Source organism: Streptomyces sp. NPDC001890 (assembly GCF_042891445.1).
Lineage (GTDB): Bacteria > Actinomycetota > Actinomycetes > Streptomycetales > Streptomycetaceae > Streptomyces.
Window position 1 is genome coordinate 1 of the sequence record NZ_JBIATE010000003.1, and the last position, 12,579, is coordinate 12,579.

Here is a 12,579-nt window from a genome sequence, read left to right on the forward strand (position 1 = left end):
CACCAACCTGATCATCAGCATGCACGGACACATCGTTCCAGACGCCCCGAACTCACACCCGACCAGCTTGACCAAAGACATAGGGGCACCCCCCCAGACGAACAGTTGGAAGGCGTGTTGGCGGGCAGCCCCTCACGAGTCCGGATCTCGTATCCTCCGCCATTGCTCTCACCGGGCAATACGTCGAAGGGCCCCTCAGCTTGCTGCGGGGCCCTTCGACGTTCATGCTCCGCGCGGCGGGTTCAGCGGCACAGGGCGGTGTCCACGGCGCGTTCGAGGGTTCGTCGGCCCGGCTCGTCGGTGAGCTGCGTGGTGACCGTGATGTTGGCGGCGCGGCCGTCGTCGGTGGCGCCACCCCGGGTCTCGTAGCCCGGGAAGCTGCCGCCGTGGCCCCAGGACAGACCGCCGCACGGCAGCGGCTTGCTGACCAGACCGAGTCCGTAGCGGGCGCCGGGGCCGAAGGTCGCTTCGGCGGGGACGGTGGAGCGCATCCGGGCGAGCTGGGGCGGCGGGAGGAGGCGGCCGGCCAGGAGCGCGGTGAAGAAGCGGTCGAGGTCGGAGTCGGTGGAGATCATCTGGCCTGCGGCCCAGCCCCAGGAAGGGTCGATCTCCGTGATGTCGCGCAGTGGCGCGTCCGCCGATTCCCGGTAGTAGCCGTGCGGGTGCGGCTCTCGGATGGTCGCGTCGCCGGGGGCGGGGAAGTAGGTGTGGCGCAGTCCGAGGCGTTTGATGACGCGCCGGTCGATCTCCTCGGCCAGGGGGCGGCCGGTGACCTTCTGGACGATCAGGCCGGCGAGCACGTAGTTGGTGTTGCTGTACTTCCAACTCGTCCCGGGGGCGAAGTCGGCCGGGTGCCGGAGGGCTGTGGCGAGCAGTTCGCGGGGGGCGTAGTACCGGACGTCGTCCCCGAGGTAGTTGCTGTAGTCGGGGAGTCCGCTGGTGTGCTGGAGGAGCTGGCGGACGGTGATGCGGCGCCCGTCGATCCCCTCCCCGCGGACGAGGCCGGGCAGGTAGGTGTCGACGGAGGCGTCGAGGCCGATCCTCCCTTCGGCGACGAGCTGCAGGACGACGACCGCGACGAAGGTCTTGGTGTTGCTGCCGATGCGTACCTGCCCGTCCCTGGGGACCTTCGAGCCGGTGGCCAGATCGGCGACTCCTGCGGTGTACGTGCGGGTGTGGCCCTTCCGGTCCATGACGCTCGCCAGCGCGGCGGGCGTCCCGCCGCGCACCAGCGTGTTCAGGGCCTGCTGGACGGTGTCCGGCCCGGCGGTGACTGTGGTGATGGCGGGGGCGACAGCGGCAGAGGTGGAGGAGGCGGGTGGGGCGAAGGCGGCCAGTGCCATGACGCCGATGGCCATCGCGGCCGCGGCCCGCACGGTTCGCCGCCGCCCGCCGCCGCCCCGCTGCCTGGTCGAGGTGCGAAGGCCCTGCTGGGTCCGAGTACGCATGGGTCAACTCCCGGGAAATTGCTGGGTCGGGGCACGATCCTGGTTTCCGGGGGCCCTCGGCCGCATCGCGGCAAGGCGGGAGAAAACGCTCCCCCGATCGGGGGAGGCTGCCGGTGGGCTGCCTGGTGATACTGACGCTCATGATCAGGGGAATTCGGCCGCTGCTGCGCGGCTCCACGTACACGGGTGTGCTGTTCGCCTTCTGCGGCGCGCTGGTGAGCCTTCCGCTGCTGCCCTTCGCCCTGCTGCCCGCGCTGTTGTGGCCGTCCGCACCCGAGAGCGTGCAGATCGTCCTGGTCCTGCTCGTCTGGGCGGCGCTGGTCGGCTCGGCCGGACTGGCGCGCCCCGTACGGCGGGCGCTGGTCGTGGCCGCCCGCCGGCTGCTGCGGGTGCCGCTGCCGAATCCGGTGGCCGGTCGCCGGGCCTCCGGTTCACTCGGCCTCGACCGCTGGCGGACCCCGCTCTGGCTGGTGCTGCACGCGGCCGTCGGGTGGACGGGGGCGCTGGCGAGCGGGGTGCTGTTCATCATGGGCATCGCGCTGCCGGGGAACTGGATCGGCGGCGAGGCGCGGCTGAGCCTGTTCGGTAGGTCGCTGCGGGCATCGGGCGGGTGGAGCTGGGTGGCGGCGGCCGTGTTCATCGTGCTGGCGGTGGCCATCTGCGTACTGGTGACGAAGGCCCTGCGGTGGTCGGCGCCACAGCTGCTGGGGCCGTCGGCGGCCGAACGGCTCGCGCTGGCCGCCGAGCGGGAACTGCTGCTGGCCGAACGCAACCGGATCGCCCACGAGTTGCACGACTCGATCGGCCACACACTGACGGCGGCCACCATCCAGGCGGCGGTGGCGGGCGAGATGCTCTCCGCCGACCCGGCGGCGGCGCGGGCCGCGATGCGCAGCATCGAGGAGTCGACGCGGGCGGCGCTGGAGGACCTGGACTACGTACTCGGAGTGCTGCGCGAGGAACAGTCGGGGACGGCGCCGACGCGGACCCTGGCCGACCTTCCCGGGCTGCTGGACCGTCTGCGGCACGCGGGGGCGGTGGTGGAGCCGGAGCTGTCGGGCGAGTTGGCGCAGGTGCGGGGGACGCTCTCCCGGGCGGCGTACCGGATCCTCCAGGAGGGGCTGACGAACGCGCTGCGTCATGGGGCGGGCGGGCCGATCGGCATCGAGGTGGCGGCCGGGCCGGACGCGCTGCACCTCACGGTGGTCAACCGGATGGGAGAGCGTACGGACCCGGGCGCGGGTCCGGGGGCCTTCCCGACCTCCGGCCACGGCCTGTCCGGACTGGCCGAACGTGTCCGGCTGCTGCACGGTGAGTTCCGGGCCGGCCCGGACGGTACGCAGCACTGGCGGCTGACCGTCCGGCTGCCGGTACGGGTGTCGGCGTGAGTGGATCCGACGCGGGCGAAGGCACCCTCCTTCCCACCGCCAGCCTTCTGATCGCCGACGATGACGAGGTGACCCGCAGCGGCCTGGGCATGCTGCTCGCCGCACAGCCGGGGATCACGGTGATCGGCGAGGCCGCCGACGGCTTCGAGGCGGTCGACCGGGCGCGGAGCCTGCGGCCGGACGTGGTCCTGATGGACGTCCGGATGCCGCGCCGCAACGGGATCGAGGCCACCCGCCAACTGCTGGCCGAGGAGGCTTGCCCGCCGAAGGTCGTGGTGATCACCACCTTCGAGAACGACGGCTACGTCACCGCCGCCCTCAGCGCGGGCGCCAGCGGCTTCGTCCTCAAGCGTCTCCCGGTCCCGCGGATCGCCGAGGCGGTCCGGGTGGTGGCGGCGGGCGAGGCGGTCCTCTTCCCGGCCGCACTGGGCCGCATGGTCGCCGCCCGCCCGCTGGGCTCCGCCGAGGCCCTGCCGCGGGCCGAGCTGACCGGCCGGGAGGAGGAAGTGCTGCGCCTGATGGCCACCGGCCGCTCCAATCCGGAGATCGCGGAGTCCCTCACGGTGAGCCTGGAAACGGTCAAGACCCACGTCGGGAACGTACTGACCAAGCTCGGCGCGCAGAACCGGACCCATGCGGTGGTGATCGCGTACGAATCCGGCCTGATGGTCCCGGGGGTCACCGGCTAAGCGGTCCGACCGGTCCGACCGCTGAGCGGCTTCCGCGCCCTGCCCCCGTGGCGTGCCGCTGGGGCTTCCTCTGCGGTGTGCCTCTGTGGCGTGGTCGCCCGGTCGTGCGCAGCGGGGACGCGGCCCCGGAAGGCGGGGCGCGCACGGCGCGTTCGTGGGTGGACACAAGCAGTCCCCGGTAGTCCTTCTCGGTGCCGGGACTTTCAACCGTCGTTGGAAGCTCCGGTATCCGGAGGATCTGCCGGGGGCCTGGCCAGAGCCAACGAGTGGGTCACTCGGGTCGGTGGACGTCTCCACCGGCGGTGCGGCTCGCTCTGGTTTTCTGGTGTATTGATGATTTTCCTCCTAATTTCCCACCGGTCAAGGGTTTGGTACCTATTTCTCTCGCACGCCCGGACGCCGGTGGTCGGGGCGTGCGGGCGCACCACGGTCCGGGGTCGTGTGATCACCGTCACCCGATCTCTTCGGGTTCCGTGTCGTCCGGATGAGGGGTGCCGGGCGTATGCCGGGTGAGACCGAGGAGATCCAGGAGTTGTTTGTTGACCGTCGAGGAGTTCGAAGAGTTCTACGCGCAGACGGCCGCCCGGCTGACGGGGCAGTTGTTTGTGATGCTCGGCGACCAGCACGAAGCGCAGGACGTGGTGCAGGAAGCTTTCATCAAGGGGTGGGGCCGGCGGCGTCAGCTCGATCGTGACGGGCAGCCCGAGGCATGGATCCGCACGGTCGCCTGGCGGCTGGCGGTGAGCCGGTGGCGGGGGCGGCGGCGGGCGGCGGATGCCTGGCGGCGCAGTGGTGTGCCTCCCCATGCGGAGCCGCCCGGGCCGGAGACGGTGGCCCTGGTGGAGGCATTGCGGGAGCTGCCGTCCAAGCAGCGGCGCACGCTGGCGCTGCACTACGTCTGCGATCTGACCGTCGAACAGATCGCCACGGAAACCGGTCTGGCGGCCAGCACCGTCAAGACGCACCTGGCCCGGGGCCGGGCCACGCTCTCTCATCGTCTGCAGGATCCGCGTACCGAGGAGGGGCCCTGTGTCTGAAGCCCATGACCCGTTGAGGTCCCTGTTCAAGGAAGCCGCCGCCGCCGGTCAGTCGCGGGCGCTTTCGGCGCCGCCGTCGTACATCACCGAGCGGGGGGAGCGGGCGCGCAGGCGCCGGATCGTGGCACTGGCCGTGGGCGCCTGTCTGGTCTTCTCGGGTACGGGCGCGGCCGTGGCCTCGCTGGTGCCGGACGGCACGGGCACGACCGTCCCCGCCACCACGCCCTCACCCGTTCCCTCGCCCCGGCTCTCGCCCTCGCCGAGCTCGCCGGCCTCGCCGAGTTCCACGCCCTCCTCGCCGGGTTCCACGCCCTCCTCGCCGCGGACCAGTCCGCCGACGACGAGAAGCCCGTCCGAGAGCGCGTCGACCTCGCCGGCGGCGCCCAGCAAGAGCGTCACGTTGCCGCCCTCCTGAACCCGCCCGACCGCCCCGACCTGCCACCTGAACCCGCCCGACCGCCCCGACCTGCCACCTGAACCCGCCCGACCGCCCCGACCTGCCACCTGTTGCCGACCGGGCCATTCGGTGTACGCCGAACCGACGCTGGAGACCGTGCTGTGAGCCTTTCCACCGCCCGACGGCCACGGCCGCCGCGCGAGCATCCGCCCCGCGACGCCCCGGCACCGGGCGGGAAGCCCTCGGCCCGGCCGGTGCTGCGGCTCGGGCCCGCCGACCGTGAGGTGCTCTGGCTCTACCTGCTGACCCGGGTGGGCATCTGGACCACCGCCTACTGCACCCGCTGGCTGTTTCCCGACCGGGAAGGGACGCGTCACGCCGGCTCCTTCCTCTCGTCGTGGCAGCGGTGGGACTGGTGGCACTACCTGCACATAGCCCAGTCCGGTTACTTCCCGGACGGGACCGGCCCCTGGACGGCCGACTGGGACAACAGGGAGGCGTTCTTCCCCGGCTTCCCGTTCCTGCTGCGGGCCGTGCACACCGTCGTGCCGAGCTGGGCGGCCGCCGGGGCGCTGATCTCGTTCGTCGCCGGAGGGGTCGCCGTACTGGCCCTGGGCCGGATCGCCCGGCTGCACCTGCCGCAGGGCGGTGCGGGGCCGCGCGCGGCGTTGTTCTTCCTGCTGTCCCCGTGCGCGGTCTTCCTCGCCGCCGGCTACACCGAGGCGCTCTTCCTCGCCTTCGCCCTCCCCGCCTGGCTGGCCGCCCAGCGTCTCGACTGGCCGTCGGCGGCCGTACTCACCTGTCTGGCCACCACCGTCCGGGTCAGCGGGCTCTTCCTCGCGGCGGCCCTCGCGGTCCACTTCCTGGTGACCGCCCGCACCCCCGCCCACTGGCGCCGCCTCCCCTGGCTGGCGCTGCCCGCCCTGCCACCGCTGCTCCACAGCTGGTACCTCCACGCGCACACCGGCGACTGGATGGCCTGGAAGCACGCCGAGGAACGCGGCTGGTACCGCGACTTCCACGCCCCCTGGGAAGCGTGGCGGAACACCTGGCACGCCGCCTTCGGGCACTCCCAGGCCACCGGGTACGCCCTGATGTGCCAGGCCGAACTCCTCACCATGGTCGTCGGCCTGGTGCTGTGCGGCCTGCTGCTCCGGCGGCGGCGCTGGGCGGAGGCGGCGTACATCGCGCTCAGCCTGTGGGCGCTCGGCACGTCCTACTGGTACACCTCCATGCCCCGGGCGACCCTGCTGTGGTGGCCCCTGTGGACCGGACTCGCCGCCTGGAGCGTGCGGAGCCCGCGCGTCAGGACCGTCTACCTCACCGTCGTGGCGCCCCTGACGACGATCGTCGCCGTCACCTTCCTCTCGGGGCGGTGGGCCGGCTGACCACCCGGCCCACCGTCCGGCCCACCGCCCCCGGGGGTCAGCCGAGGCTCTTCCAGAAACGGTCGTGGTGGTCCCGTGCGAAGTCCGCGCGCTGCCAGGTGTCCGAGGCCAGGGTCTGCACATGTCCGTCCGCGCCCCGGAAGGCCGGCCAGTCCGTGCGGCCCGACTCGGCGAACCCCACCCAGGTGCTGATCATCCGGTCGCGGAACCCGGCCTGGCCGGCTTTCACGTCCTGGAACAGGTCCAGGTCGAACAGGTAGGCCAGCTCTGACATGTGCTGGGCACGCTGGTCGAAGCTCGGTGCCGGATAGCCCCTGAACCAGGGTGTGTCGCGCTCGCTGAACTCGTACATCCGGGTCGGTGTCCACTTCGCCAGCAGCCGCGCGGTGTCCAGCGTCGGCACCGACCACGCCGAGTCGGTACGGACCGCCGCCAGGGCCTCGCCGGCCGAGCCGAACGCGGCCAGCGGGTAGCGCGCGAGCACGGCGTCGGCCCGGTCCCCGTACTGCTCGCGGACGGCGGGCTCGTACTCCTCGGGCTGCATGGGCGCACCACCCGGCGCCAGCTCCTGACCGAGGATCGCGCCGCGTTCCTCGTCGTGGTCGGCCCCGACCAGCACCGGCACCCGGTTGAACTTCCCGGTGCGCAGCGCCTCGGCGGGCGGCAGCGGCATCAGCTTCGTGCCGGACACCGGACGGGGCTCGTTGAACGGGCCGTACGCCTTGAGCAGCTCGGCCACCGGGGTCCCGCGCAGGCAGGACGCCGTGTTCTGCTCGCAGCCCACCGCCTCGACGACCCGCCGGGCCTCCGCCTCGGCCTCGGCCCGGGTCCGGGAGCCGCCCGTGGCACAGGGCGCGCTCTGCACGACGGCCCGGTCGAACAGGCCGGCCGACATGGGCGAGGCGAGGTGACCGCAGACGCTGTAGCCGCCGCCGGACTGGCCCATGACCGTGACGTTCCCCGCGTCACCGCCGAAGGCGGCGGCGTTCGCGCGGACCCAGCGCAGGGCCGCCTGCTGGTCCTCCAGGCCGAGGCCGTCCGCACCCTCGACGGCGGGGTCGCTCAGGAAGCCCATCACCCCCAGCCGGTAGTTCATCGACACGACGACCGCGCCCCGGGCGGCCATCCGGTCGGGGCCGTACATGTCCCCGGTGCCGTACATCAGGCTGCCGCCGTGGATCCAGACGATCACCGGCCGCTTGCCGTCGGACCGGGCGGGCGCGGTGACGTTCAGATAGAGGCAGTCCTCGCTCTCGCTGGGGATCCCGACCGGGAGCCCGGCCGGCTGCGCGCAGGGCGCGCCCGGGGTGGTCGCCTCGCGGACCCCGGTCCAGGCGGCGGCCGGCCTGGGCGAGGCCCAGCGCAGGTCGCCGACGGGCGGTGCGGCGTAGGGGATTCCCCGGAAGCTGCGCAGACCGTTGCCGTCGGTGCCGCGCACCTTTCCGGCTGTCGTGGTGACGACCGTGCCGACGACGGGCCGTGTCTTCGGGGCACCGGCGGGGACTTCCGCCCGAGCGGTCGGGGGTGCGGCCAGACCGAAAGCCAGCCCCCCGAGCGCCAGAGCGGCGACGAACCACTTGGAAACGCTCCTGGTGTGTCTCATGAGGAGGACGCTAGGCAGATTTGGGCGATCGCGCAAGGCGTTTGCCTCATTCGATCGCGCGATGCTTTTGCGTCAGACAGTCGCGCGATGCTTTTGAGTCAGACGATCGTCTGATGCGGATGAGCAAGATGGTGGTACGGTGCCGCGCATGGGCAACCGCGAAGCACTTCTCACCGGCGCGAAGGCGTGCCTGCGGGAAAAGGGGTACGACCGCACCACCGTCCGCGACATCGCCACCGCGGCCGGCGTCAGCATGGCCGCCATCGGCTACCACTACGGCTCCCGGGAGACGCTGCTCAACCAGGCCCTTTTCGAGACCCTCGACGAATGGGGGGACGCCATGGGCCGGGCGCTCGTGCCCGACGCCGACGGGTCCTCGAAGCGGCACTTCGAGCAGATGTGGGACAGCCTGATCGCGGACTTCACCGCCCATCCCGATCTCTGGCTGGCCTCGATGGAGCTGTTCATGCAGGCCCAGCGCCAGCCGGAGCTGCGCGCCGCACTCGCCGAGGGCACGGCGCAGGGCCGCCGCGGACTGGCGGCGATCCTGGCGGGCGTCCCCGAGGACGAGGTGGCGGAGACTTCCGTCCGGACGATCGGCAGCGTCCAGCTCGCGCTGATGTCGGGCCTGATGATCCAGTGGCTCAGCGACCCGGCCGCCGCTCCCTCCGCCGCCGAGGTGCTCCAGGGGCTGCGCGCGCTGGCCGAACTCGCGCGCTGACACGAGGGGCGCCTCGGCCCCGAACGGCCCGTCCGCTCACCCTCCCGCCCGGTCCGGGTGGCACCGGAGCCCGCTCGGGGGCTTGCTGGTCCCGGGGGTGTCGGGCCGGTGACGGCCCCGGAGCCGGAGGAGGCGAGCGGACGCCGATGGAACCGCGACCGGAGACGCAATCGGGTACACGAGCGGACGGGCGGGGCCGGGCTCTGCGCACTCCGCGGGCCGCGGGAACGGCCGGGGTCATCTTCGCCCTGCTGCTCGCCGCCGCCATCGTCATGATCCGGCTGGCGATTCCGTTCGAGCCGGGCGAGGGCTCCGGCGAGTGGCTCACCGATCCCTCGCGCCGGCGCACGGTACGGGCGGCGCTCGAACTCGTCCCGTTCGCGGGCATCTCCTTCCTGTGGTTCATGGGGGCCGTGCGCGCACGCATCGGGGAGGCCGAGGACAAGTTCCTCGCCACCGTCTTCCTGGGCAGCGGCCTGGTCTTCGTGGCGACCCTCTTCGGGGCCGCGGCGGCGGCCGGCAGCCTGCTGGCGGCCGCCGGCTCGTCCGGGGCCGAACCCGGGGGCCAACTGTGGGTGTTCGGCGGGAACTTCACGTACGGCCTGCTGACCACCTACTCGATGCGCATGGCCGCGGTCTTCATCTTCTCGACCTCCGCCATCGGGCACCGGCTCGGCGTCCTGCCGCGCCCGCTCACGGTCCTCGGCGCCCTCACCGGCCTGGCCCTGCTCTTCGTGACGAACAGCATCGCCTGGTCCGAGCTGGTGTTCCCGCTGTGGGCGCTGGCCGTCGGTATCCACATCCTCGTGGTGGGGGCCTCGCATCCGCCGGTCCGGCGATAACTCCATCGGTCCGTCTGTGCTCGCGGATCCGGAACGGCCCTCGCACGCTGAGGCGGGAGTGCTCGGAGTCCTACTGGAAGGGCGGCCCCTTGATGAGGCTTGTCGTCGATCTCAACCGGTGCCAGGGGTATGCGCAGTGCGCCTTCCTCGCACCCGATGTCTTCGCGATGCACGGCGAGGAATCACTCCTGTACAACCCCCACGCCGACGAGGCGCAGCGCGAGCAGGTACGGCGTGCCGCCACCGCGTGTCCGGTGCAGGCCATCCAGGTGGAGTACCCGGACGAGGCCCCGGCCGCGGCGGGAGAAGGGCTGTCCGGTGTCCGGTGACCACGCCCTGGAGTGGCTGAGGCGCGAGGGGCGGATCGTGATCGTCGGCGCCTCCCTGGCCGGTCTGCGGGCCGCGGAGACGTTGCGGAAGGAGGGCTTCGCCGGTTCGCTCACGCTGATCGGCGACGAGCCCCACGAACCGTACGACCGTCCGCCGCTGTCCAAACAGGTGCTGCTGGGCCACGCGTCCGCCGATCACACCGAGCTGCCCCGGCGGCGCGGGCTCGACGCCCGGTGGCGCCTCGGGGTCGCCGCCACCGGGCTGGACATGGCGGCCAGGCGGGTGCGGCTGGCCGACGGCGACGAGGTGGAGTACGACCGGCTGCTGATCACCACCGGGGTACGGGCCCGGCCCTGGCCGCATCCGGCGGAGGCCGAGCTGGACGGGGTCTTCGTGCTGCGCACCCGCGACGACGCGGCCCGGCTCCAACGGCGGCTGGCCGCGTCGCCGCGCCGGGTGCTCGTCATCGGCGCGGGCTTCACCGGCTCGGAGATCGCTTCCGCCTGCCGCGAGCGCGGGCTGCCGGTGACCGTCGCCGAACGCGGGGCGGCGCCCCTGGTGGGTGCCCTCGGCGGGGTGGTCGGCCAGGTGGCCGCGGAACTCCAGCGCGCACACGGGGTGGACCTGCGCTGCGGAATCATGGTCACCGGTCTTGAGGGCGACTCGGCGGGCCGGCTGCGGCGCGCCCATCTGTCCGACGGCACCACCCTCGACACGGATGTCGCCGTCGTCTCGCTCGGCGCGACCCGCAACACCGAGTGGCTGGCCGGATCCGGGGTCGGCGCCGGGCCGCGCGGAATCGCCTGCGACGCGGGGTGCCGGGCCTTCGACATCCGGGGCATCGTGACCGACGACATCTTCGTCGCCGGTGATGTCGCCCGGTCCCCGCACGCGATCTTCGGGTACCAGTTCCTCTCGCTGGAGCACTGGGGCAACGCCGTCGCGCAGGCCGAGACCGCCGCGCACAACATGATCAGCAGCAGTTCCGAACGCCGCCCCCATCTGTGGGTACCGGCCTTCTGGTCCTCCCAGTTCGGGGTCAACATCAAGTCGGTCGGCGTCCCCTCGCTGGGCGAGGAGGTCATCGTCGCCCAGGGCTCGCTCGCCGACCACCGCTTCACCGGCGTGTACGGGTACCAGGGCCGGGTCATCGCCGCGGTCTCCTTCGACCAGACGAAGTGGCTGGAGTTCTACCAGCGGCAGATCGAAACGGCCGCTCCGTTCCCGCCGGACTACCCCTCGGTGGACCGCCGCCCCGAGGGCCTGCGGCCGGTCCCGGCCGACTTCCCGGACCCCTCCCTGCCCACCCACGGACCGTCCGTCACCGTCAGCGGCTACTCACCGACCGACCAGCGGATCACCTTCACCCCCGCCCGGGCCTGACCGCCCGGGGCTGACCCCAGCAAGGACCCCGCCACCATGACGCAAGACACGCTCCTGCGGCAGATCATCGACTACGCCAACCGTGCCGACCCGTACCCGCTCTACGCCGAGCTGCGCAAGAAGCCGGTACGGCAGGAGGGGGACGAGCTGTTCGTCGTCAGCACGTACTGGGAGATCAAGAGCCTGCTGCACGACCCCCGGATCAGCTCGGACGCCCGCAACCTCTCCCCCGGTGCCGCGGGCACCCTGCTCCAGGAGGAGGATGCCTCACCGCTGCCGCCCTCCTTCCTGCGGCTGGACCCGCCCGAGCACGACCGGCTGCGCCGGATGACGATGCGCCCGTTCGGGCCGCCGGAGACGCCCCGGCGCGTGGACGGCATGCGCGGCGAGCTGGCCCGGATCGTCGACGGCCTCGTCGACGGGTTCGGGGACCGGAAGCAGGTCGACATCGTCGACGACTTCTCGTACCCCTTCCCCGTCACCGTGATCTGCCGGCTGCTGGGCGTTCCGCGCGAGGACGAGGCACGCTTCCATTCCTGGGCCGACACCATCGCCGCCGGGCTCGACCCGGACCCCGGCGGGGACCCCGGTGAGCAGCGCCGCGCCACCCACGAGGCCCGTACCGAGCTGGGGATGTACCTCTCCGGGCTCATCGACGAACGCAGCGGCGCCCCCGGCGACGACATGCTCTCCGCGCTGGTCACCCAGCACGGCCCGGACGGGCAGATGACCCGGATGGAAGTGCTCAGCACCGCCGCGCTGCTCCTGATCGCCGGTCACGAGACCACGGTCAACCTCATCACCAACGGGACGCTCACGCTGCTGCGCAACCCCGACGTCCTCGAACGGCTGCGCGACGACCCGCGGTTGGCCGTCCCGCTCGTGGAGGAGCTGCTGCGCTTCGAGCCGCCCGTGCAGTTGCTCCCGCAGCGCACCACCCTCGCGGACATCGACATCGGCGACACCACGATCCCCAAGGGCGCCTCCGTCTGGCTCGTCCTGGCCGCGGGGAACCGGGACCCGAAACGGTTCCCCGACCCCGACCGCTTCGACCCCGACCGGCCGGACATCCAGCACCTCGGCTTCGGCAGCGGCATCCACAACTGCTTCGGCGCGCCCCTCGCCCGGCTGGAGGCCCAGCTCGCCCTGACCGCGCTCGCCCAACGGCTCGACGCCCCGCGGCTGGTGGAGGACCCGCCCCCGTACCGGCAGAACGCCGTGCTGCGCGGGCCCCGTCATCTGAACGTCTCGTTCGACGGGCTCCGTTCCTGAAGCCGGCCGTTCCTGAAGCCGGCTGTTCCTGAAGTCGGCTGTTCCTGAACGCGCCCGTTCCCCGAGCCGGCCGTTCCCCGA

Annotated in this window: 12 protein-coding genes; 9 read left to right on the forward strand and 3 right to left on the reverse strand. The window is 72.5% G+C overall.

Annotated elements, in window-relative coordinates:
- Positions 1-242: 242 nt before the first annotated feature.
- The gene (locus ACFYY1_RS11345) at positions 243-1,448 is read right to left on the reverse strand and encodes a serine hydrolase domain-containing protein (RefSeq protein ID WP_388583515.1); all 1,206 of its coding nucleotides are present in this window, start codon (positions 1,446-1,448) and stop codon (positions 243-245) included.
- Between the two features lie 140 nt (positions 1,449-1,588).
- On the opposite strand from ACFYY1_RS11345, the gene ACFYY1_RS11350 reads away from it, so the two are divergent.
- The 3 genes from ACFYY1_RS11350 (at position 1,589) to ACFYY1_RS11360 (ending at position 4,562) form a co-directional block, all read left to right on the forward strand.
- A complete protein-coding gene (locus ACFYY1_RS11350) occupies positions 1,589-2,836 on the forward strand; it encodes a sensor histidine kinase (protein ID WP_388583516.1) in 1,248 nt (415 codons plus the stop codon).
- Positions 2,833-3,525, forward strand: a complete 693-nt coding sequence (locus ACFYY1_RS11355; protein WP_388583518.1) for a response regulator — start codon at positions 2,833-2,835, stop codon at positions 3,523-3,525. Before ACFYY1_RS11350 ends, ACFYY1_RS11355 begins: the two co-directional genes overlap by 4 nt.
- A gap of 539 nt (positions 3,526-4,064) precedes the next feature.
- Entirely contained in the window at positions 4,065-4,562 is a 498-nt protein-coding gene (locus ACFYY1_RS11360; protein ID WP_388583519.1) for a SigE family RNA polymerase sigma factor, read from the forward strand.
- A gap of 48 nt (positions 4,563-4,610) precedes the next feature.
- Here the strand turns inward: ACFYY1_RS11360 and ACFYY1_RS11365 are convergent, their stop codons facing one another.
- On the reverse strand, positions 4,611-4,961 hold the full coding sequence (locus ACFYY1_RS11365) for a hypothetical protein (protein ID WP_388583521.1): 351 nt from the start codon (positions 4,959-4,961) through the stop codon (positions 4,611-4,613).
- Between the two features lie 159 nt (positions 4,962-5,120).
- Between ACFYY1_RS11365 and ACFYY1_RS11370 the strand changes: the two genes are divergently transcribed.
- Positions 5,121-6,347 (forward strand): mannosyltransferase family protein, encoded by a 1,227-nt coding sequence (locus ACFYY1_RS11370; RefSeq protein WP_388583523.1) that lies wholly within the window; start codon positions 5,121-5,123, stop codon positions 6,345-6,347.
- Between the two features lie 37 nt (positions 6,348-6,384).
- On the opposite strand, the gene ACFYY1_RS11375 is transcribed toward ACFYY1_RS11370, so the two are convergent.
- On the reverse strand, positions 6,385-7,950 hold the full coding sequence (locus ACFYY1_RS11375) for a carboxylesterase/lipase family protein (protein ID WP_388583524.1): 1,566 nt from the start codon (positions 7,948-7,950) through the stop codon (positions 6,385-6,387).
- A 148-nt stretch (positions 7,951-8,098) separates the two neighbouring features.
- Between ACFYY1_RS11375 and ACFYY1_RS11380 the strand changes: the two genes are divergently transcribed.
- From ACFYY1_RS11380 to ACFYY1_RS11400, 5 genes are all read left to right on the forward strand, one after another.
- A complete protein-coding gene (locus ACFYY1_RS11380; protein WP_388583526.1) occupies positions 8,099-8,671 on the forward strand; it encodes a TetR/AcrR family transcriptional regulator in 573 nt (190 codons plus the stop codon).
- Between the two features lie 146 nt (positions 8,672-8,817).
- The gene (locus ACFYY1_RS11385; protein ID WP_388583528.1) at positions 8,818-9,513 is read left to right on the forward strand and encodes a hypothetical protein; all 696 of its coding nucleotides are present in this window, start codon (positions 8,818-8,820) and stop codon (positions 9,511-9,513) included.
- Positions 9,514-9,605: 92 nt separating this feature from the next.
- Positions 9,606-9,842, forward strand: a complete 237-nt coding sequence (locus ACFYY1_RS11390) for a ferredoxin (protein WP_388583530.1) — start codon at positions 9,606-9,608, stop codon at positions 9,840-9,842.
- Positions 9,832-11,226, forward strand: coding sequence for an NAD(P)/FAD-dependent oxidoreductase (locus ACFYY1_RS11395; protein WP_388583532.1), 1,395 nt, complete (start codon positions 9,832-9,834; stop codon positions 11,224-11,226). The genes ACFYY1_RS11390 and ACFYY1_RS11395 overlap by 11 nt, the downstream gene beginning before the upstream one ends.
- A gap of 36 nt (positions 11,227-11,262) precedes the next feature.
- Positions 11,263-12,498, forward strand: a complete 1,236-nt coding sequence (locus tag ACFYY1_RS11400) for a cytochrome P450 (RefSeq protein WP_388583533.1) — start codon at positions 11,263-11,265, stop codon at positions 12,496-12,498.
- The last annotated feature ends 81 nt before the right edge of the window (positions 12,499-12,579 follow it).